This window comes from Streptomyces sp. SCPE 10 (assembly GCF_051980735.1).
GTDB classification, from domain to species: domain Bacteria; phylum Actinomycetota; class Actinomycetes; order Streptomycetales; family Streptomycetaceae; genus Streptomyces; species Streptomyces misionensis.
Genome location: NZ_CP197069.1, coordinates 1,552,583 through 1,572,109, shown reverse-complemented (window position 1 = coordinate 1,572,109; position 19,527 = coordinate 1,552,583). Strand labels below are relative to the sequence as shown.

At 73.4% G+C, this 19,527-nt stretch carries 18 protein-coding genes; 15 read left to right on the top strand and 3 right to left on the bottom strand.

The genetic code is table 11. From position 1 onward, the window contains the following. The first annotated feature begins 239 nt into the window (after positions 1–239). The 5 genes from ACSP97_RS07360 (at position 240) to metK (ending at position 4,272) form a co-directional block, all read left to right on the top strand. Positions 240–563 (top strand): integration host factor, encoded by a 324-nt coding sequence (locus ACSP97_RS07360; protein ID WP_037651003.1) that lies wholly within the window; start codon positions 240–242, stop codon positions 561–563. A gap of 61 nt (positions 564–624) precedes the next feature. Further along, positions 625–1,182 carry a guanylate kinase gene (gene gmk / locus ACSP97_RS07355; protein WP_355150020.1) on the top strand — a complete coding sequence of 186 codons (558 nt, stop codon included), beginning with the start codon at positions 625–627 and terminating at the stop codon, positions 1,180–1,182. Between the two features lie 53 nt (positions 1,183–1,235). Further along, the gene (gene rpoZ / locus ACSP97_RS07350) at positions 1,236–1,508 is read left to right on the top strand and encodes a DNA-directed RNA polymerase subunit omega (RefSeq protein WP_005319902.1); all 273 of its coding nucleotides are present in this window, start codon (positions 1,236–1,238) and stop codon (positions 1,506–1,508) included. A gap of 102 nt (positions 1,509–1,610) precedes the next feature. Continuing rightward, on the top strand, positions 1,611–2,813 hold the full coding sequence (coaBC, locus tag ACSP97_RS07345) for a bifunctional phosphopantothenoylcysteine decarboxylase/phosphopantothenate--cysteine ligase CoaBC (RefSeq protein WP_355525582.1): 1,203 nt from the start codon (positions 1,611–1,613) through the stop codon (positions 2,811–2,813). A 250-nt stretch (positions 2,814–3,063) separates the two neighbouring features. After that, positions 3,064–4,272, top strand: a complete 1,209-nt coding sequence (metK, locus tag ACSP97_RS07340; protein ID WP_355150022.1) for a methionine adenosyltransferase — start codon at positions 3,064–3,066, stop codon at positions 4,270–4,272. Between the two features lie 60 nt (positions 4,273–4,332). Here the strand turns inward: metK and ACSP97_RS07335 are convergent, their stop codons facing one another. After that, the gene (locus ACSP97_RS07335; protein ID WP_440556847.1) at positions 4,333–5,133 is read right to left on the bottom strand and encodes a S1 RNA-binding domain-containing protein; all 801 of its coding nucleotides are present in this window, start codon (positions 5,131–5,133) and stop codon (positions 4,333–4,335) included. A 93-nt stretch (positions 5,134–5,226) separates the two neighbouring features. Between ACSP97_RS07335 and ACSP97_RS07330 the strand changes: the two genes are divergently transcribed. Continuing rightward, positions 5,227–7,392 (top strand): primosomal protein N', encoded by a 2,166-nt coding sequence (locus ACSP97_RS07330; protein WP_440556845.1) that lies wholly within the window; start codon positions 5,227–5,229, stop codon positions 7,390–7,392. A 133-nt stretch (positions 7,393–7,525) separates the two neighbouring features. On the opposite strand, the gene ACSP97_RS07325 is transcribed toward ACSP97_RS07330, so the two are convergent. Continuing rightward, the gene (locus tag ACSP97_RS07325) at positions 7,526–8,068 is read right to left on the bottom strand and encodes a hypothetical protein (protein WP_355150028.1); all 543 of its coding nucleotides are present in this window, start codon (positions 8,066–8,068) and stop codon (positions 7,526–7,528) included. Between the two features lie 282 nt (positions 8,069–8,350). Between ACSP97_RS07325 and fmt the strand changes: the two genes are divergently transcribed. From fmt to ACSP97_RS07295, 6 genes are all read left to right on the top strand, one after another. Next, the gene (gene fmt, locus ACSP97_RS07320; protein ID WP_440556843.1) at positions 8,351–9,283 is read left to right on the top strand and encodes a methionyl-tRNA formyltransferase; all 933 of its coding nucleotides are present in this window, start codon (positions 8,351–8,353) and stop codon (positions 9,281–9,283) included. Between the two features lie 168 nt (positions 9,284–9,451). Then, on the top strand, positions 9,452–10,873 hold the full coding sequence (locus ACSP97_RS07315) for an RsmB/NOP family class I SAM-dependent RNA methyltransferase (RefSeq protein ID WP_382075764.1): 1,422 nt from the start codon (positions 9,452–9,454) through the stop codon (positions 10,871–10,873). Positions 10,874–11,044: 171 nt separating this feature from the next. Then, positions 11,045–11,731, top strand: a complete 687-nt coding sequence (gene rpe, locus ACSP97_RS07310) for a ribulose-phosphate 3-epimerase (protein ID WP_070030041.1) — start codon at positions 11,045–11,047, stop codon at positions 11,729–11,731. Between the two features lie 90 nt (positions 11,732–11,821). Further along, positions 11,822–12,865, top strand: a complete 1,044-nt coding sequence (locus ACSP97_RS07305; protein ID WP_355150035.1) for a sugar-binding transcriptional regulator — start codon at positions 11,822–11,824, stop codon at positions 12,863–12,865. 116 nt (positions 12,866–12,981) lie between these two features. Next, entirely contained in the window at positions 12,982–13,464 is a 483-nt protein-coding gene (locus ACSP97_RS07300; protein WP_355150037.1) for a ribonuclease domain-containing protein, read from the top strand. Further along, entirely contained in the window at positions 13,461–13,781 is a 321-nt protein-coding gene (locus ACSP97_RS07295; RefSeq protein WP_358681464.1) for a barstar family protein, read from the top strand. The genes ACSP97_RS07300 and ACSP97_RS07295 overlap by 4 nt, the downstream gene beginning before the upstream one ends. Positions 13,782–13,843: 62 nt before the next feature. Here the strand turns inward: ACSP97_RS07295 and ACSP97_RS07290 are convergent, their stop codons facing one another. Next, positions 13,844–15,514 carry a translation initiation factor 2 gene (locus ACSP97_RS07290; RefSeq protein ID WP_440556840.1) on the bottom strand — a complete coding sequence of 557 codons (1,671 nt, stop codon included), beginning with the start codon at positions 15,512–15,514 and terminating at the stop codon, positions 13,844–13,846. A gap of 260 nt (positions 15,515–15,774) precedes the next feature. Here ACSP97_RS07290 and ACSP97_RS07285 point away from each other — a divergent pair, with 260 nt between their 5' ends. The 3 genes from ACSP97_RS07285 (at position 15,775) to ACSP97_RS07275 (ending at position 19,512) form a co-directional block, all read left to right on the top strand. Next, entirely contained in the window at positions 15,775–17,217 is a 1,443-nt protein-coding gene (locus ACSP97_RS07285) for a GuaB1 family IMP dehydrogenase-related protein (protein WP_355150043.1), read from the top strand. A 323-nt stretch (positions 17,218–17,540) separates the two neighbouring features. Then, complete coding sequence (locus ACSP97_RS07280) at positions 17,541–19,028, top strand: amino acid permease (RefSeq protein WP_355150045.1); 1,488 nt, start codon at positions 17,541–17,543, stop codon at positions 19,026–19,028. 31 nt (positions 19,029–19,059) lie between these two features. Continuing rightward, positions 19,060–19,512, top strand: a complete 453-nt coding sequence (locus ACSP97_RS07275) for an Lrp/AsnC family transcriptional regulator (RefSeq protein WP_067129751.1) — start codon at positions 19,060–19,062, stop codon at positions 19,510–19,512. Positions 19,513–19,527: the final 15 nt, after the last annotated feature.

Below are 19,527 nucleotides of genomic sequence, written 5' to 3'. Positions count from 1 at the left end.
ATCGAGGGCAATATGTCTGAAATGTCCGGCCTGACGGAGGCTGACCAGGACTTTTCCGCTGTTCTCGCTGACTCTGGCGGACTTGCCCGCTAGTCTCCGAGCAGTGGGGACACCTCCCACGCCCCTCATGGCAGTGGGGGAGGGCGGGCAAGCGTGTTGCTCGCGGCTCCCCAGGTGTGGGGCGACTAGGTTCCTCACCGGTCCGTATCCGACAGTTCGACATCCGAGGTGACGTAGGCGTGGCTCTTCCGCCCCTTACCCCTGAACAGCGCGCAGCCGCGCTCGAAAAGGCCGCCGCGGCTCGCCGGGAGCGGGCCGAGGTCAAGAATCGACTCAAGCACTCCGGCGCCTCCCTGCACGAGGTCATCAAGCAGGGCCAGGAGAACGACGTCATCGGCAAGATGAAGGTCTCCGCGCTGCTCGAGTCCATGCCGGGCGTGGGCAAGGTCCGCGCCAAGCAGATCATGGAGCGTCTGGGCATCTCCGAGAGCCGCCGTGTGCGGGGTCTCGGTTCCAACCAGATCGCCTCCCTGGAGCGTGAGTTCGGCAGCACCGGCGCCTGAGTCCGGGCCCGCGCCGGACCGGGAGTCCCGGGCACCCCGGGATTGCTGGAATAATCGCTGCATGAGTGAACGTCCGCGGCTGACCGTGCTCTCCGGCCCTTCGGGGGTCGGCAAGAGCACGGTCGTCGCCCATATGCGCAAGGAACACCCCGAGGTCTGGCTCTCGGTGTCGGCGACCACCCGCAAGCCGCGCCCCGGTGAGCAGCACGGAGTCCACTACTTCTTCGTCACCGACGACGAGATGGACAAGCTGATCGCCAACGGCGAGCTGCTGGAGTGGGCCGAGTTCGCCGGCAACCGCTACGGCACGCCCCGCGCGGCCGTGCTGGAGCGCCTGGAGAAGGGCGAGCCCGTACTGCTGGAGATCGACCTCCAGGGCGCCCGCCAGGTCCGTGCGTCCATGGCGGAGGCCCGGCTGGTGTTCCTCGCTCCGCCCTCCTGGGAGGAGCTGGTGCGCAGGCTCACCGGCCGGGGCACCGAGCCGCCCGAGGTCATCGAGCGCCGTCTCGAAGCGGCCAGGACCGAGCTGGCGGCCGAACCGGAGTTCGACGAGACCCTGGTCAACACCTCCGTCGAGGACGTGGCGCGTGAGCTGCTAGCCTTGATGGACGTTGTGTAATCGTGACGCTGATCACGATCTTTGATTCTTACCCATCCATCGGAAGGTAGAGCGTGTCCTCTTCCATCACCGCGCCCGAGGGCATCATCAACCCGCCGATCGACGAGCTTCTTGAGGCCACCGACTCGAAGTACAGCCTCGTGATCTACGCGGCCAAGCGTGCCCGCCAGATCAACGCGTACTACTCGCAGCTCGGCGAGGGTCTCCTTGAGTACGTCGGTCCGCTCGTCGACACCCACGTCCACGAGAAGCCGCTCTCGATCGCCCTGCGCGAGATCAACGCCGGTCTGCTGACCTCCGAGGCCATCGAGGGCCCCGCGCAGTAGTGCGTTCAGACCGCGGATGCTTTGCCCACAGGCCCGGCAGTCACACTGCCGGGCCTGTGGTGTGTCATGGGTGTTGCAGGTTTTCCGGACCGAGGAGACATGGTGGACAAGCCGAGGGTGGTACTGGGCGTCAGCGGTGGCATCGCCGCCTACAAGGCCTGTGAGCTGCTGAGGAGGTTCACTGAGTCGGGCCACGACGTGCGCGTCGTCCCCACCGCCTCCGCGCTGCGCTTCGTCGGCGCCGCCACCTTCTCCGCCCTGTCCGGCAACCCGGTCGCCACCGAGGTCTGGGACGACGTGCACCAGGTGCCGCACGTGCGCATCGGCCAGCACGCCGACCTGGTCGTGGTCGCCCCCGCCACCGCCGACATGCTCGCCAAGGCCGCCCACGGCCTGGCCGACGACCTGCTGACCAACACCCTGCTGACGGCCCGCTGCCCCGTCGTCTTCGCGCCCGCGATGCACACCGAGATGTGGGAGCACCCCGCCACCCAGGAGAACGTGGCCACGCTGCGCCGCCGCGGCGCCGTCGTCATCGAGCCCGCCGTCGGCCGCCTCACCGGTGTCGACACCGGCAAGGGCCGGCTGCCCGACCCGGGGGAGATCTTCGAGGTCTGCCGCCGGGTGCTCGCCCGCGGTGTCCGGGAGCCCGACCTGCGCGGCCGTCATGTGGTGGTCTCCGCGGGCGGCACCCGCGAGCCCCTGGACCCGGTGCGCTTCCTCGGCAACCGCTCCTCCGGCAAGCAGGGCTACGCCCTCGCCCGCACCGCCGCCGCCCGCGGCGCCCGGGTGACCCTGGTCGCGGCCAACACCGGCCTGGCCGACCCGGCGGGCGTGGACGTCGTCCGGGTCGGCACCGCCGTCCAGCTGCGCGAGGCCGTGCTCAAGGCGGCGGCCGACGCGGACGCCGTCGTCATGGCCGCGGCCGTCGCCGACTTCCGTCCCGCGGCCTACGCCACCGGCAAGATCAAGAAAAAGGACGACAAGGAGCCCGACCCCATCGTCCTGGTCCGCAACCCCGACGTCCTCGCCGAGGTCTCCGCCGAACGGGCCAGGGCCGGACAGGTGATCGTGGGCTTCGCCGCCGAGACCGACGACGTCCTCGCCAACGGCCGCGCCAAGCTCGCCCGCAAGGGCTGTGACCTGCTGGTCGTCAACGAGGTGGGGGAGCGCAAGACCTTCGGCTCCGAGGAGAACGAGGCCGTCGTCCTGGGCGCCGACGGCACCGAGACCCCCGTGCCGCACGGGCCGAAGGAGGCCCTCGCCGACACCGTCTGGGACCTGGTCGTGGCCCGTCTGGACTGACCTGGGCGCGGCCGGCCGGGCGAATCCACCGGCGAATTCAGGTCATGCTCAAGTCGGGGACGGTTACCCTGGCCAAGGTCGCCGGGCATTGTGCAGAATGCCCGTGCCGCAGGTCACAGCGCTCCCGAGAGGCGAGACAGTGGCCCACAGGCCGAGCGCGACCGATAAACTGTTCAAGGTCGAAGCCGGGCGCAGCCCCGCGTCGACTGCAAACGATCAGCCAGCAGCCGCTGCAACCACAGGGAGCGTTGTGTCCCGTCGCCTGTTCACCTCGGAGTCCGTGACCGAGGGTCACCCCGACAAGATCGCTGACCAGATCAGCGACACCATTCTCGACGCGCTTCTGCGCGAGGACCCGTCCTCCCGGGTCGCCGTCGAGACGCTCATCACCACCGGCCTGGTGCACGTGGCCGGCGAGGTGACCACCAAGGCCTACGCGGACATCGCGACCCTGGTGCGCGGCAAGATCCTGGAGATCGGCTACGACTCCTCGAAGAAGGGCTTCGACGGCGCCTCCTGCGGCGTGTCGGTGTCCATCGGCGCGCAGTCCCCGGACATCGCGCAGGGCGTCGACACCGCGTACGAGTCCCGGGTCGAGGGTGACGAGGACGAGCTGGACAAGCAGGGCGCGGGCGACCAGGGCCTGATGTTCGGCTACGCCTCCGACGAGACGCCGACCCTGATGCCGCTGCCGGTTTTCCTGGCGCACCGCCTGTCCAAGCGGCTGTCGGACGTGCGCAAGAACGGCACCATCCCCTACCTGCGCCCCGACGGCAAGACGCAGGTCACCATCGAGTACGACGGCGACAAGGCCGTCCGCCTCGACACCGTGGTCGTCTCCTCGCAGCACGCCTCCGACATCGACCTGGAGTCGCTGCTGGCCCCCGACATCCGCGAGTTCGTCGTGGAGCCGGAACTGAAGGCGCTCCTGGAGGACGGCATCAAGCTGGACACCGAGAACTACCGCCTCCTGGTCAACCCCACCGGCCGCTTCGAGATCGGCGGCCCGATGGGCGACGCCGGCCTGACCGGCCGCAAGATCATCATCGACACCTACGGCGGCATGGCCCGCCACGGTGGCGGCGCCTTCTCGGGCAAGGACCCGTCCAAGGTGGACCGCTCGGCCGCCTACGCCATGCGCTGGGTCGCCAAGAACGTCGTGGCGGCCGGCCTGGCCTCCCGCTGCGAGGTCCAGGTCGCCTACGCGATCGGCAAGGCCGAGCCCGTCGGTCTGTTCGTGGAGACCTTCGGCACCAACAAGGTCGAGACCGAGAAGATCGAGAAGGCCATCGACGAGGTCTTCGACCTCCGCCCGGCCGCGATCATCCGGGACCTCGACCTGCTCCGCCCGATCTACGCCCAGACGGCGGCCTACGGCCACTTCGGCCGTGAGCTGCCCGACTTCACCTGGGAGCGCACCGACCGCGTGGACGCCCTGCGCAAGGCCGCGGGCGTCTGATCCCGAACCGTGCCACGAGGCCCGGCTCCCCACGGGGGCCGGGCCTCGGCGCGTTCCGGCTCAGTCCGCGAGCCCCAGCCGGACCCGGCGCCGCGCACGGTCGACCTCCAGCACCGCGACCCGCAGCTCCTGCCCCTCCTCGACGGTCCGGCCGGCGAGGAGATCGGCGTGCACGAGACCTTCCACGAACTCGTTGACGCCGACGAAGACCCCGAAGGGAACGAGTTTGGTGACCGGGCCGGTCAGGACGTCGCCGACGCCCACACCCGGCGTGTTCCAGGGGTCGTCCTGGAGGGCCTTGAGGGACAGCGCGACCTGGCCCCTGCGGGTGTCCGGGGCCAGCACCCGCGCGCGGATCCGCCGGCCCGGCGTCACCACGTCCGCCGGGTCGTCGAACCGGGCCCAGGTCAGCTCCGGGACGTTGATGAAGCCGGTTCCCGGGTGGACGGGATGCGCGGGCTCCCCGTCGATCCGCGCGAAGACGCCGAAGCGGTGCACCGAGGACACCGTCCCGGTGACGACGTCCCCACGCGCCAGGCCCAGCAGGAAGCGGTGCAGCGCCTCGTCCTCGCAGGCGCGCGCGGACAGCAGGACCCGGCCGTCGCGCCCGCCGCGCATCGTCACCTCCGCCCGGATCGACTGTCCCACCGCGACCAGCTCCGCCGGGTGCCCGATCCGGCGCCAGGTCAGCTCGTGGCCGGGAACGCGCCCCGACGGGCGCCCCGGGTCGCCGTCCAGTAGCACGAGCACGTCGTCCCCGTCGAACCCGGCCACGGTGCCGGTCACCACCTCCCCGGGGGCGACGAGACGTTCTCTCAGGCGGTCCAGCGGGTCCGGCGTCGAATGGGTCATGTGGGTCATGGCGGCGAGCCTAGGCCCGACGGCCGCGGCAGGACCCCGGCCGGACGGTGATCGCCCGGGGTCATGTCGGTCGGGTTTGGTAAGAATGCAAGCGTGAGCAGCGAGAACGGGGAGCCCCGGGAGAGCGGGGGCGGCGGGCCCGAGGGGGCGCCGCCGGAGCAGCTCGCGCTCATCCGGGAGAGCGTGCGCAAGGCCAAGGCACCCCGGGCGAAGCCGCGGACCTGGCGGGGCGCCGCGCTCGCCGAGCGGCTGCCGGTGGCGCGGGTGCTGGTCGACAAGGGCGTGCTGCACCTCGACCGGTACTTCGACTACGCGGTCCCCGCCGAACTGGACGAGCAGGCGCAGCCCGGCGTCCGGGTCCGGGTGCGGTTCGGGGCCGGACGGCACCGGGTGCGCGAGGGACGCCGGGAGGGCGGCGGCCTCATCGACGGCTTCCTCGTCGAACGGCGGGCCGAGTCCGACTACTCCGGTCCCCTCGCCGCGCTCGCCCAGGTGGTGTCCCCCGAGCCGGTCCTCGGCGAGGAACTGCTCGGACTCGCCCGCGCCGTCGCCGACCGGTACGCGGGCAGCCTCGCCGACGTGCTCCAGCTGGCCGTACCGCCGCGCAACGCCCGCGCCGAGCAGCGCCCCTCGCCCGACCCCCTGCCGCCCCCGCAGGCCCCCGGCACCGGCTCCTGGGCGCGGTACGAGCACGGGAGCGCCTTCCTCCAGGCCCTGGCCGCCGGCGGCGCCCCCCGCGCGGTGTGGCACGCGCTGCCCGGGCCCCTGTGGAGCGAGGAACTGGCCCGGGCCGTCGCCGCCACGCTCGCCTCGGGCCGCGGCGCCCTCGTCGTCGTACCCGACGGCCGTGCCGCCGCCCGCGTCGACGCCGCGCTGACCGCGCTGCTCGGGCCGGGACGGCACGCCCTGCTCACCGCCGACGCCGGACCCGAGAAGCGGTACGCGCAGTGGCTCGCGGTGCGGCGCGGGTCCGTACGGGCCGTCGTCGGGACCCGGGCGGCCATGTTCGCGCCGGTGCGGGACCTCGGGCTCGTCGCGATCTGGGACGACGGCGACGACAGCCACAGCGAGCCGCACGCCCCGCAGCCGCACGCCCGGGACGTCCTGCTGCTGCGCGCCACCCTCGACAAGTGCGCCTTCCTGCTCGGCGGCTTCTCCACCACGGTGGAGGCGGCCCAGCTGGTCGAGAGCGGCTGGGCGCGGCCCCTGGTCGCCGGGCGGGAGCAGGTACGGCGGTCCGCGCCGCTGGTGCGCACGGTCGGGGACGAGGACCTCGCCCGCGACGAGGCCGCCCGCGCCGCCCGGCTGCCCACCCTGGCCTGGCAGGCCGCCCGGGAGGGGCTGCGGCACGGACCCGTACTGGTCCAGGTGCCCCGCCGCGGGTACGCGCCGCGGATGGCCTGTGCCCAGTGCCGGGCCCCGGCCCGCTGCCGGCACTGCTCGGGCCCGCTCCAGGGCCAGGACGCGGGCGTGCTGCGCTGCGGCTGGTGCGGCCGGGAGGAGGGCGCCTGGCACTGTCCCGAGTGCGGCGGCTTCCGGCTGCGCGCCCAGGTGGTGGGCGCCCGGCGCACCGCCGAGGAGCTGGGCCGGGCCTTCCCCGCCGTGCCGGTGCGCACCTCGGGGCGGGAACACGTGTTGGACACCGTGCCGGGCACGCCCGCGCTGGTGGTGAGCACCCCGGGCGCCGAGCCGGTGGCCGAGGGCGGTTACGCGGCGGCGCTGCTGCTCGACGGCTGGGCCATGCTCGTACGACCCGATCTGCGCGCCGGCGAGGACGCGCTGCGCCGGTGGATCGCGGCGGCGGCGCTGGTCCGGCCGCAGGGCGAGGGCGGCACCGTGGTCGTGGTGGCCGAGCCGACCCTGCGGCCCGTGCAGGCGCTGGTGCGCTGGGACCCGGTCGGGCACGCGCTGCGGGAGCTGGCCGAGCGGGCGGAACTCGGTTTCCCGCCGGTGTCCCGGATGGCGGCCGTGTCCGGTCCGCCCGAGGCGGTCGCGGAGTTCCTGGCGGCGGTCGAACTGCCGCCCGACGCCGAGGTGTTGGGGCCCGTGCCGCTGCCGCCCGCGCCGCCCGGCGGTGCGCGCAGGCCCGGCGCGGTGCCTCCCGGCGAACACTGGGAGCGGGCTCTGGTGCGCGTGCCCCCGGGCAGTGGCGCGGCGCTGGCCTCCGCCCTGAAGACCGCGCAGGCGGCGCGGATGGCCCGGGGCAGCGGGGAGACGGCGCGGGCGCGGGTACGGATCGATCCGCCGGACATCGGGTGAGGGACGCGGGCCTCGCGGACCGCTGCCCGCCGTGGGCGCTGCGCCCTCCGGGGCGCCCCTCTGGGGCGGGCGGGCGCCCCTCCGGCCCTCCCGGAGGACCCGTGGGCCTCCTGGGAGGGCGAGGCCGGGCGGGTCAGCCGTTGCGCGGGCCGGGGAAGGCCGTCGGGCGGGCCTCCTCGCGCAGGGTCGGGCTGCCCGCGGTCGGCTGGGTCGGCATGGAACGGGCGGCCGGGACGGTCGGCACCGCGGGCAGGCCGGTGTTCACGTTGAGCGTGCGGGTGCCGGACGGCTCCGGCGTCCGCTCGGTCTCGGTGGCCGGCTGCGCGGCGGCCCGGCGGGCGCCGTAACGGCGGTGCACCGCCTGCTTCGTGACGCCGAGCGCCGAGCCCACCGCGTCCCAGGAGAAGCCGAGCGAGCGGTCGAAGTCCACGGCGGCCGTGACCAGCGTCTCGACGCTGTCCCGCAGTTCCTGGGCGAGACGGACCGTGGGGGCGGGGGCGCGTCCGTAGACGACGAAGCCCGTGGACGGGCCGGTGCGGCGCGGGCGGTAGACGTTGCCAAGCTGGGCGGTGAGCGTGCGCAGCGCGTCCACCTGCCGGCGGACCCGCTCGATGTCCCGCACCAGCAAGTGCAGGCTGGCCCGGGCCTGGGCGTCGTGGGTTGCGTGGTCGGCCATGAACAAGCCTCTCGAACCGGCGTTGAAAGGAATCGGGCGGCGAAGCGGCCCTATGTGGTCAACTCTTTCTTGACCAACGCCTGTGCGCTCCGCTGGTCACGGGGTGGGGGCGTGCGGGCATATGCGTACGCCGTTCGTCCGCCCGCGCGCCGCCCGGCGCTCAGCCGGCCCGACAGCCGGGCGAGTTGCGCGCCCTCGTGCTCCGCGCGGTGCCGGTTCCCGGGCGGTCATAGACTGGTGCGCTGCCCGTACGATCCCCGCCCGAGAGGCCCGATCCCGCCCATGAAGCTCGTCTTCGCCGGCACCCCCGAGGTCGCCGTTCCCGCCCTGGACGCCCTGCTCGCCTCCGGGCGGCACGAGGTGGCCGCCGTCGTCACCAGGCCCGACGCACCCGCGGGGCGGGGCCGCAGGCTGGTCGCGTCGCCCGTGGCCGAGCGGGCGCAGGAGGCCGGCATCGAGGTGCTGAAGCCGGCCAGGCCGCGGGACCCCGAGTTCCTCGCCCGGCTGACGGAGATCGCCCCGGACTGCTGCCCGGTCGTCGCCTACGGCGCGCTGCTGCCCCGCGTCGCCCTGGACATCCCCGCGCACGGCTGGGTCAACCTGCACTTCTCGCTGCTGCCCGCCTGGCGCGGAGCCGCGCCCGTGCAGCACTCGATCATCGCGGGCGACGAGATCACGGGCGCGTCCACCTTCCTCATCGAGGAGGGCCTGGACTCCGGCCCGGTGTACGGCACGGTGACGGAGGAGATCCGGCCCACCGACACCAGCGGCGACCTGCTCACCCGGCTGGCCTTCGCCGGGGCCGGGCTGCTCGCGGCCACCATGGACGGCATCGAGGACGGCACCCTGAAGGCCGTGCCGCAGCCGGCCGAGGGCATCACCCTCGCGCCGAAGATCACCGTCGAGGACGCCCAGGTGGACTGGGCGACGCCGGCGCTGCGCGTGGACCGGGTGGTGCGCGGCTGCACTCCGGCGCCCGGCGCCTGGACCACCTTCCGCGGTGAGCGGCTCAAGCTCATCCAGGTCACCCCGGTGCCCGACCGGACCGACCTCGCGCCCGGACGGCTCGCGGCCGGCAAGAACAGCGTGCACGTGGGCACCGGCTCCCACGCCGTCGAGCTCCTGTGGGTCCAGGCGCAGGGCAAGAAGCCGATGCGCGCGGCCGACTGGGCCCGCGGGGCACGGATCGCGGAGGGCGAGACCCTGGGCGGCTGACCGGGGCGCCACGGCGGCGGGGCACGCGCCCGCCGCCTCCCGCGGCGGCCCCCGGGGCCCGCGACGCGGCCCGGGGCCCGCGGGCCCCCGGCACCCGCGCACCCCCGCTCACCTCCGCCGACGTAGGCTGGGCGGCACACCCCCTTTCACCTCCGGAGCACCTTTTTCGTGAGCGAGCAGTCGCGGCGGGGCCGTAAGCCCGCCAAGCCCTATCGGCGTCCCAAGAAGGACCCCGTCCGCATCCTGGCCTTCGACGCGCTGCGGGCGGTGGACGAGCGGGACGCCTACGCCAATCTCGTGCTGCCGCCGTTGCTGCGCAAGGCGCGCGAGAAGGGCGACTTCGACGCGCGGGACGCCGCGCTCGCCACCGAGCTGGTGTACGGGACACTGCGCCGGCAGGGCACGTACGACGCGGTGATCGCCGCGTGCGTGGACCGGCCGCTGCGCGAGGTGGACCCGCCCGTGCTCGACGTGCTCGGCCTGGGCGCGCACCAGCTGCTGGGGACGCGGATCCCGAGCCACGCCGCCGTCTCCGCCACCGTGGAACTCGCCCGGGTCGTGCTCGGCGACGGGCGGGCCAAGTTCGTCAACGCGGTGCTGCGCAAGGTGGCGCAGGACGATCTCGACGGATGGATCGCGAAGGTCGCGCCGCCGTACGACGAGGATCCCGAGGACCACCTCGCCGTCGTGCACTCGCACCCCCGCTGGGTCGTCTCCGCGCTGTGGGACTCGCTGGGCGGCGGGCGTGCCGGCATCGAGGAACTGCTCGCGGCGGACAACGAGCGGCCGCGGGTGACGCTCGTGGCGCGTCCTGGCCGGGCCACCACCGAGGAACTGCTGCGCGAGGAGGCCGCCGAGCCCGGACGCTGGTCGCCGTACGCCGTGCGGCTGGCCGAGGGCGGCGAGCCGGGCGCGGTCGAGGCGGTGCGCGAGGGGCGCGCCGGGGTGCAGGACGAGGGCAGCCAGCTGGTGGCGCTCGCGCTGGCCAACGCGCCGCTGGAGGGGCCGGACGCCCGGTGGCTCGACGGGTGCGCCGGACCCGGCGGGAAGGCCGCGCTGCTGGGGGCGCTCGCCGCCGAACGTGGTGCCGCGCTGCTCGCCTCGGAGAAGCAGCCGCACCGGGCCGGGCTGGTCGCCAAGGCGCTGGCCGGCAACCCGGGGCCGTACCAGGTGATCGCCGCGGACGGCACCCGGCCGCCGTGGCGGCCGGGCAGCTTCGACCGGGTGCTGGTGGACGTGCCGTGCACCGGGCTGGGCGCGCTGCGGCGGCGGCCCGAGGCCCGCTGGCGCCGGCGTCCCGAGGACCTGGACAATTTCGCTCCCCTCCAGCGGGCGCTGCTGCGCACCGCGCTCGACTCGGTGCGCGTCGGCGGCGTGGTCGGCTATGCCACCTGCTCCCCGCACCTCGCCGAGACCCGGGCGGTCGTCGCCGATGTGCTCAAGCAGTACCCGGACACCGAACTGATCGACGCCCGTCCGCTGCTGCCCGGCGTCCCCGCGCTCGGCGAGGGGCCGGACATCCAGTTGTGGCCGCATCTGCACGGCACCGACGCGATGTACCTGGCGCTGATCCGCAAGACCGCCGGCTGACGGTCGCGGAGCAGCCGCGCGGCACCATTTCACCGCGTGCGCCGGGTTCGTCGCCCTCGGTTATCCACAGGGGCGTCCGGAACATCAGACAAACGGCAGATCAGTGTGATGAACGGTCTCACCTGTGGACCGGCGCGAACATCAGTGCTCCGGACATGGCAGGCTTGGGGCATGGCCGTGCAGATCAACCCCAGCATCCTGTCCGCCGACTTCGCCCGCCTGGCGGAGGAGGCCAAGGCTGTCCAGGGCGCCGACTGGCTCCACGTCGACGTCATGGACAACCACTTCGTCCCCAATCTCACGCTCGGCGTGCCGGTGGTGGAGTCCCTGGCCCGTGCGACGGACACCCCGCTGGACTGCCACCTGATGATCGAGGACCCCGACCGCTGGGCCCCTCAGTACGTGGAGGCGGGCGCCTCGTCCGTCACCTTCCACGTGGAGGCGGCCGCCGCCCCGGTGCGTCTCGCCCGCGAGATCCGCGCCAAGGGCGCGCGCGCCTCCATGGCGCTCAAGCCGGCGACGCCCATCGAGCCGTACGAGGACCTGCTGCCGGAACTCGACATGCTGCTCATCATGACCGTCGAGCCGGGCTTCGGCGGCCAGGCCTTCCTCGACATCATGCTGCCGAAGATCCGTCGCACCCGTGAGCTGATCGGCAAGCACGGCCTCCAGCTCTGGTTGCAGGTCGACGGCGGTGTCTCGGCCACCACGATCGAGCGGTGCGCGGAGGCGGGCGCGGACGTGTTCGTCGCCGGCTCGGCGGTCTACGGGGCGAAGGACCCGGCGGACGCGGTGCGCGCCCTGCGCGCCCAGGCGGAGACGGCCACCGCCGGGGCGTCCTGGGCATGCGACCACTGAGCCACGGCTGCGTGAACGGTTGAGAGAACGCCGCCCATCAGGGCGGATCAGTTGCGCCGAATCTGCAAGGATGAACGGCGAATCCAGAGTGTGAACAGCAGTGAGGAGATCGCCGTGTCGGGTATGTCGGCGGGCCGGTCAGCCATGCGGATGGGACCCGCTGAGCTGGTCCAGGCGGCGGCCATGGCCCGCCGCTTCTACCTCGAGGGCAAGTCCAAGATCCAGATCGCGGAGGAGTTCGGCGTCAGCCGCTTCAAGGTGGCCCGGGTCCTGGAGACCGCTCTCGAACGGGATCTCGTACGCATCGAGATCCGTGTGCCGGCCGAGCTGGACGCCGAGCGCTCCGACGCGCTCCGCGCCCGCTACGGCCTGAGGCACGCCGTCGTGGTCGAGTCCCCGGCGGAGGCCGAGGAGACCCCCGACCCGGAGAACCTCGGCGAGGTCGCGGCCGACCTGCTCGGCGAGCTGGTCAACGAGGGGGACGTGCTGGGGCTGGCCTGGGGTCGGTCCACCATTCACATGGCGGCCGCGCTCGACCGGCTGCCGCCGTGCACGGTGGTGCAGCTGACCGGTGTGTACGACGCCGGCACCTCGGAGCGCGGCTCGGTCGAGGCCGTGCGCCGCGCCGCCCAGGTCTCGGGCGGCGACGCCCACCCGATCTACGCGCCGATGCTGCTGCCGGACGCGGCCACCGCGGCGGCCCTGCGCAACCAGACCGGGATCGCCCGCGCCTTCGAGTACTTCGACAAGGTCACGGTCGCCTGCGTCTCCATCGGTTCCTGGGAGCCGGGCATCTCGACGGTGCACGACATGCTCAGCGACGAGGAGCGGGCCCACTACGCCTCGCTCGGTGTCGCCGCCGAGATGGCCGCGCACCTCTTCGACGCCGAGGGCCGCCGGATCGGGCGGGACCTGGGGGAGCGGTGCATCACCGTCAAGGCCGACCAGCTGCGCCGCATCCCCGAGGTCGTGGCGATCGCCGGCGGTCAGCGCAAGGCGGCGGCGATCGACGCGGTGCTGCGCTCCGGGCTGGTCACCAGCCTGGTCACGGACACCTCGGCCGCGGACTACCTGATGACCGCGGGACCGACGCCGAAGGCCGCGCTCAGCCGGCAGGACCCCGACGGGCAGTGAAGCGGCGGTGAGCGGGGACGGGGGGCGGACGAGACGGCCGCCGGCCGCCCCCGCCTCCGCCGCCTTCCGCGGGGCACGGGTCGTCCGGGGCGGCCCGCCGTGAAAGCATCGTCGGCATGTCGTCGCGGTACGTTCCCCTGAAGTTCCGATGGTCCCGGGCGCCCGGCCGGGCCCCGTCCCGTGTGCTCGCGGGACTGCTGGTCGTCCTCGCCGTGCTGCTCGCCGGATGCGGCGCGGGTACGAGCACGGGCACCGGCGCCGGTGCGGGGACGGGCGGCGGCCCGTCGTCCACCGCCGTGGCCACCCCCGGGTGGGCCAAGGGCATGGCCACCGTGCCCGAGTCCCGGCTGCCCGCCGAGGCCCGGCGGACCCTGGCGTTGATCGACCGGGGCGGGCCCTACCCGTACTCCCGCGACGGGATCGTCTTCGGGAACTACGAGAGACACCTGCCGAAGCACCAGCGCGGCTACTACCACGAGTACACGGTGCCGACGCCCGGCTCGCACGACCGCGGGGCGCGCCGCATCATCACGGGGCAGGGCGGGGAGTTCTACTACACCGGTGACCACTACAACTCGTTCCGGGCGGTGCTGAGATGACCAGGCAACTCGCGGACCGCGCGGTCGTCGCCCTGGACCTCTCCCGGGTCGTGGACAAGGCCGCCCTGATGGACGCGGTGGCGGCGGCCCTCGCCCTGCCCGACTGGTTCGGCCGCAACTGGGACGCGCTCCTGGACAGCCTCTGCGACCCCTCCGTCTGGCCGACCGCGGCGGCCGACCGCGGACTGCTGCTCGTCGTCACGGGCTGGGCACCGTACGCGCACGCCCGTCCCGACGAGTGGCGGCTGGCCCACGAGATCCTCACCGAGGCGAGCGAGGGCCCGGCGCCGGTCACGGTGGCGTTGGCGTTGGGGTGAGGGGATGCGCGGACATCTCGCCTGACGGCCTGTCAACTCTCCGTAGGTACAACCCGCTCGCGTCACACCGCCGTCGCCGCCTCCGCCGCCGTCGCCCGGGCCGTCCGGACCTCCACCGCGTAGGGGCCTACCGCGCACACCAGTCGCAGCCGCGTGACCTCCTCGCCGTCGAGGAGCGCGGCGTGCACCGCGGACAGGACGGGTACCGGGTCGACCACCGTGGGCCGTCGCTCCGCTCCGTGCGGCGTGATGCGCAGGGACAGCAGGGGGCCGGAGTGCGGGCGCAGCAGGCAGTGGGTGGCGGAGACGACGACCGCGGCGCTGCGCCGGCCGCCGGGGTGGTCCGCCAGGATCCGCAGGGTCCATTCGTCCGCCGGTTCCGTCGGCGCGCCGGGGTGGCCGCCCGCACGGCGGTGCAGCAGCCCGGCGCCGCGGGTGAACCGCCGGTGTGCGGTGCCCACTTCGGCGGCCACGTGGTGAGCGGGCGCGGGCGGCACGAGATGGGCGGGATGGCGCAGCACCCGGAGGACGCCGCCGCCGTCGTCCTCGACACGGACGGCGAAGGCGGCGGGCGCGAGCGGCGCGGGGGCCGGGTCGGGCAGCAGCCGGGGCAGGACGGGATGGGCGGGCGGGGCGAGGTCCAGCAGGTCGTACACGGTCTCCCGGAGCCGGTCGAGCGCCTGACCCTGTTCGGCGAACGCCGGTTCCGTGAGGGCGCGGCTGCTGCCCGGGAGGTGGTCGCGCAGAGCCGCCGCCACCAGGCTCGCCGCCTGCGCGCCGGGAAGGTCCGGGGCGAGGCGGGGGACGTGCGCGAGGAGGTCGGCCATCGGGGTGCCGGGCAGCAGTTCCCTCCCGCCGTCGTAGGCGCCGAGCAGTGGACGGTCCAGCGCCGCCGGGTACAGGGCCGCCGAGCCGTGGTCGGTGATCAGCACGTCCGCCGCGATGGCGACCGACGCCCACTCCTCGTGCGTCGCGGGCAGGACCAGCCCGGCCCGGCGGGCGGGTTCCAGGTACTCGGCCAGGTCGAGCGTTCCGCGGCGGGCGCGCTCGTTGGGATGGAGCACCAGGGCCAGCTGGTACTCGTCGTGGGGCAGCGCGGCGGCCAGTTCGGCGGGCAGCCCGGGACGGCGGCCGATCAGGGACTCCGGGCCCCAGGTCGAGAACAGCACGACGAGGGTGCGGGCGCCCGTGCCGAGCGCGGCGCGGTAGCGGTCGCGGTGGTCCTGCGACTCCAGGAACCGTTCCAGGAGCGGATCGCCGACGACCGTCGCCCGGGCCGTCACCGCGGGGCCGGCCGATGCCAGCCGTGCGATCTGCCCGGGGTGGGAGAGCAGACAGCGGGTGGCGAGCGGGGTGCCGTCGGGCAGCAGCAGATGGGCGGGGTCGAGTCCGGAGGCGGAGTCCTCGGTGCCCTCGCCGGGCACCGACTTGTTGAATCCGGCGCCGTGCGGGAGCAGCACGCGCGGGCCGTGCAGGGCCTGGAGATCGCCCTTGGGGCTCGCGGCGAGGATCAGCGCGAAGGTCCGGCCCACCGCCTCGGCCCAGGGCAGGACGCGTCCGCCCGCCCGCTCCAGGCCGCGCAGGGCGTCCGCGGAGAACTCGGAGCCGGGAACCAGGGTGAAACAGCGCTGGACACGGTCGTCGCCCGCGAAGACGGGGAGCGTGTCGAGGAGCCGGTGCAGCGCGTTCTGCGACCGCGCGGCGAACAGCACGGCGCGCTTGTCGTCGCCCATCGGCCCGTCCCCCCGACTCTCCCCCTCGACGCGCCCTCGCCTCGCGTACGGACCGTGGAGCAGGTCCGCCGGGACTCGCCGGGCCGGCTGGGTGATCGTACCGGCCCGGATTCGGTGGATCCTCCGAACGGTCCTGGGGGAGCCTGGAGGTTTTGACCGGGGATGGGTGGGGGGACGGCATGGGAGAATGAAGTACGTGCTCTTTTCCCCTCGGCGCACCCGTCGGGGGGTCGCCTCTGAACGACTGGGATGTGCAGCACGTGCGTTTCCTCAATGACATCCGGCCCACGTACGACCTGACGTACGACGACGTGTTCATGGTGCCGAGCCGCTCCGCGGTGGGCTCGCGGCAGGGTGTGGACCTCAGCTCGCCGGACGGCACGGGAACCACCATCCCGCTCGTCGTCGCCAACATGACCGCCATCGCCGGACGGCGCATGGCCGAGACGGTGGCCCGCCGCGGTGGCCTGGTGGTCATCCCGCAGGACATCCCGATCGACGTGGTCACCGAGGTCGTCTCCTGGGTCAAGAGCCGCCACCTGGTGCTGGACACCCCGATCGTGCTGGCCCCGCACCAGACCGTCGCGGACGCCCTCGCGCTGCTGCCCAAGCGGGCGCACAACGCCGGTGTGGTCGTCGACGAGAACCAGCGCCCCATCGGTGTCGTCACCGACGAGGACCTCACCGGCGTCGACCGCTTCACCCAGCTCGAAGTGGTCATGTCCAAGGACCTGCTCCTGCTGGACGCAGACATCGACCCCCGCGAGGCCTTCACCACCCTCGACACCCACAACCGGCGCTACGCCCCGGCCGTCGACAAGGACGGCAGGCTGGCCGGCATCCTCACCCGCAAGGGCGCCCTGCGCGCCACCCTGTACACCCCGGCCGTGGACGCCGAGGGCAGGCTGCGCATCGCCGCCGCCGTCGGCATCAACGGCGATGTGGCGGGCAAGGCCAAGCAGCTGCTCGACGCGGGCGTGGACACCCTCGTCATCGACACCGCGCACGGCCACCAGGAGTCGATGATCAACGCGATCAAGGTGGTGCGGGCCCTCGACCCGCAGGTGCCCATCGCCGCGGGCAACATCGTCTCCGCCGAGGGCGTCAGGGACCTGATCGAGGCGGGCGCGGACATCGTCAAGGTCGGTGTGGGCCCCGGCGCCATGTGCACCACCCGGATGATGACCGGCGTGGGCCGCCCGCAGTTCTCCGCGGTGCTGGAGTGCGCCGCCGAGGCGCGCAAGTACGGCAAGCACGTGTGGGCCGACGGCGGCGTCCGGCACCCGCGCGACGTGGCCATGGCCCTGGCCGCCGGTGCCTCCAACGTGATGGTGGGCTCCTGGTTCGCCGGTACCTACGAGTCCCCGGGCGACCTGCAGCACGACGCGAACGGCCGCCCCTACAAGGAGTCGTTCGGCATGGCCTCGGCGCGCGCGGTGCGCAACCGCACGTCGGAGGAGTCGTCGTACGACCGCGCCCGCAAGGCGCTGTTCGAGGAGGGCATCTCCACCTCGCGGATGTTCCTCGACCCGGCCCGCCCGGGCGTCGAGGACCTGATCGACTCGATCATCGCGGGCGTCCGCTCCTCCTGCACCTACGCCGGCGCGGGCTCCCTGGAGGAGTTCGCCGAGCGGGCCATCGTCGGCATCCAGAGCGCGGCCGGCTACGCCGAGGGCAAGCCGCTGCACGCCAGCTGGAGCTGACCCCTTTCCGCACCCGGCGGCCCCCGTCGTTCCCCCTGGTGGGAGCGGCGGGGGCCGTCGGCATATCCGCTCTCGCCACTCCTGTCCGGCCCGGCCCGATGTGCGGCGGTTGCGCAACGTTTGGCACCCGGAGCGCAACGTTCCGCCGTGCCGTACGGTGGAACGCAACGATCGTGCGGGTGTACGCAAGGTTGCTGCATTACCTCCGCGAAGGCCCGCCTCGTAGTGTGCTGCGCTGTACCCGGCGTCAGAAGCTGTCTTCGGCGCCACCACGGCATCGGCGGCGGCAAGCGCGTCGACCGCATCGAACGAGGAGCCAGCGCGTGCTCGATCACGGCGCCCCGCCGCAGAACCAGACATCGCCGGCCCCGGCCGTCCCGCGCCTCGGCGCCCGCCTGATGCGCCGCAAGCCCGTGGAACTGCTGGTCGCCGAGGGCGGCAAGGGCGAGGGCGGGTCGCTGCGGCGGTCCCTCGGACTGTGGCAGCTGACCATGATCAGCATCGGTGCCACGCTCGGCACCGGCATCTTCGTGGTGCTCGGCGAGGCGGTCCCCAAGGCCGGGCCGGCCGTCACCCTGTCCTTCGTGATCGCCGGCCTCACCGCGCTGTTCTCGGCCCTGTCCTACGCCGAACTGGCCGGCACCATCCCGGTCTCCGGCTCCTCCTACTCGTACGCATACGCAACGATGGGTGAGCTGATCGCCTGGGTCTGCGGCTGGTGCCTGCTCCTGGAGTACGGCGTCTCGGTCGCCGCCGTGGCCGTCGGCTGGGGCCAGTACCTGAACGAGCTGCTGCACGGCACCATCGGCGTCACCGTCCCGGCGGCGCTGTCCGCGCCGCCCGGCCACGGCGGCGTCTTCAACCTGCCCGCGCTGATCGTCGTCCTGCTCGCCATGGTGTTCCTGCTCGGCGGCGCCAAGGAGTCCGCGCGGGCCAACACCGTCATGGTGTGCGTGAAGATCGCCGCGCTGGTCCTCTTCTGCGCCATCGGCTTCATGGGCTTCAAGGCGCACAACTACACGCCGTTCATGCCGCTCGGGATGTCGGGTGTCAGCATGGCCGGGGCCACGCTGTTCTTCTCCTACATCGGCTTCGACGCCGCCTCCACCGCCGGCGAGGAGGCGAAGAACGCGCAGCGCGACCTGCCCCGCGCGATCATGCTGTCGCTGGTCATCGTGACGGGCCTGTACGTGCTGGTCGCCGCCGTCGCGGTCGGCGCGCGTCCCTGGCGGTCGTTCAACGACTCCGAGGCCGCCCTCGCCCAGATCATGAAGGACGTCACCGGGCAGAGCTTCTGGGCCACCCTGCTGGCCTTCTGCGCCGTCATCGCCATCGCCAGCGTGGTGCTGACCGTGCTCTACGGCCAGACCCGCATCCTGTTCGCCATGTCCCGCGACGGTCTGATGCCCAAGGTCTTCGCCCGGGTCCACCCGAAGAGCGGCGCCCCGCGGGCGAACACCGTCATCGTGTCCCTGTTCTGCGGCATCCTGGCGGCCGCGATCCCGCTGGGGCAGCTGGCCGACGCCACCAGCATCGGCACGCTGTTCGCCTTCGCCCTCGTCAACGTGGCGGTCGTGGTGCTGCGCCGGACCCGGCCGAACATGCGGCGCGGCTTCCGGGTGCCGCTGTCGCCGCTGCTGCCCGCGCTGGGCTTCGTCTTCTGCGTGTGGATGATGGGCAGCCTGTCCGCCGTGACCTGGACGGTGTTCGGTGTCTGGCTGGTGGTCGGGCTCGTGTTCTACTTCGTGTACGGCTTCCGCCGCTCCCGCCTCGCGACCGGTGCGGGCCTCGCGGCGGCGGCAGAGAAGTGAACCCACCGAAGAAGTAAGTGAACCACCCCCTGTGCTGAACGATCTCGACGAACGCATCGTGCACGCCCTCGCCGAGGACGCCCGCCGCTCCTACGCGGACATCGGGCAACTGGTCGGACTGTCCGCGCCCGCGGTCAAACGCCGAGTGGACCGGCTGCGGGCCACCGGAGCCATCACCGGATTCACCGTACGGGTGGATCCGGCGGCGCTCGGCTGGGAGACCGAGGGGTACATCGAGATCCACTGCCGGCGGAACACCTCGCCGGAGACCATCCAGCGGGGGCTGGAGCGGTACCAGGAGGTGGTGGCCGCGTCCACCGTCACCGGGGACGCGGACGCCATCGCCCAGGTCTTCGCGTCGGACATGCGGCACTTCGAGCGGGTGCTGGAGCGGATCGCGGGGGAGCCGTTCGTGGAGCGGACCAAGTCCGTGCTGGTGCTGTCGCCGCTGCTGCGCCGGTTCTCCTCGGGGGCGCCCGGATAGAGCCGGGGCGGGCTG

Bases quoted from the DNA above. Each gene is read 5' to 3' on its own strand.
- gmk (WP_355150020.1), top strand. From the start codon at position 625: ATGAGTGAACGTCCGCGGCTGACCGTGCTCTCCGGCCCTTCGGGGGTC.
- ACSP97_RS07335 (WP_440556847.1), bottom strand. From the start codon at position 5,133: ATGACCCACATGACCCATTCGACGCCGGACCCGCTGGACCGCCTGAGA.
- ACSP97_RS07325 (WP_355150028.1), bottom strand. From the start codon at position 8,068: ATGGCCGACCACGCAACCCACGACGCCCAGGCCCGGGCCAGCCTGCAC.
- fmt (WP_440556843.1), top strand. From the start codon at position 8,351: ATGAAGCTCGTCTTCGCCGGCACCCCCGAGGTCGCCGTTCCCGCCCTG.
- rpe (WP_070030041.1), top strand. From the start codon at position 11,045: ATGGCCGTGCAGATCAACCCCAGCATCCTGTCCGCCGACTTCGCCCGC.
- ACSP97_RS07300 (WP_355150037.1), top strand. From the start codon at position 12,982: ATGTCGTCGCGGTACGTTCCCCTGAAGTTCCGATGGTCCCGGGCGCCC.
- ACSP97_RS07295 (WP_358681464.1), top strand. From the start codon at position 13,461: ATGACCAGGCAACTCGCGGACCGCGCGGTCGTCGCCCTGGACCTCTCC.
- ACSP97_RS07290 (WP_440556840.1), bottom strand. From the start codon at position 15,514: ATGGGCGACGACAAGCGCGCCGTGCTGTTCGCCGCGCGGTCGCAGAAC.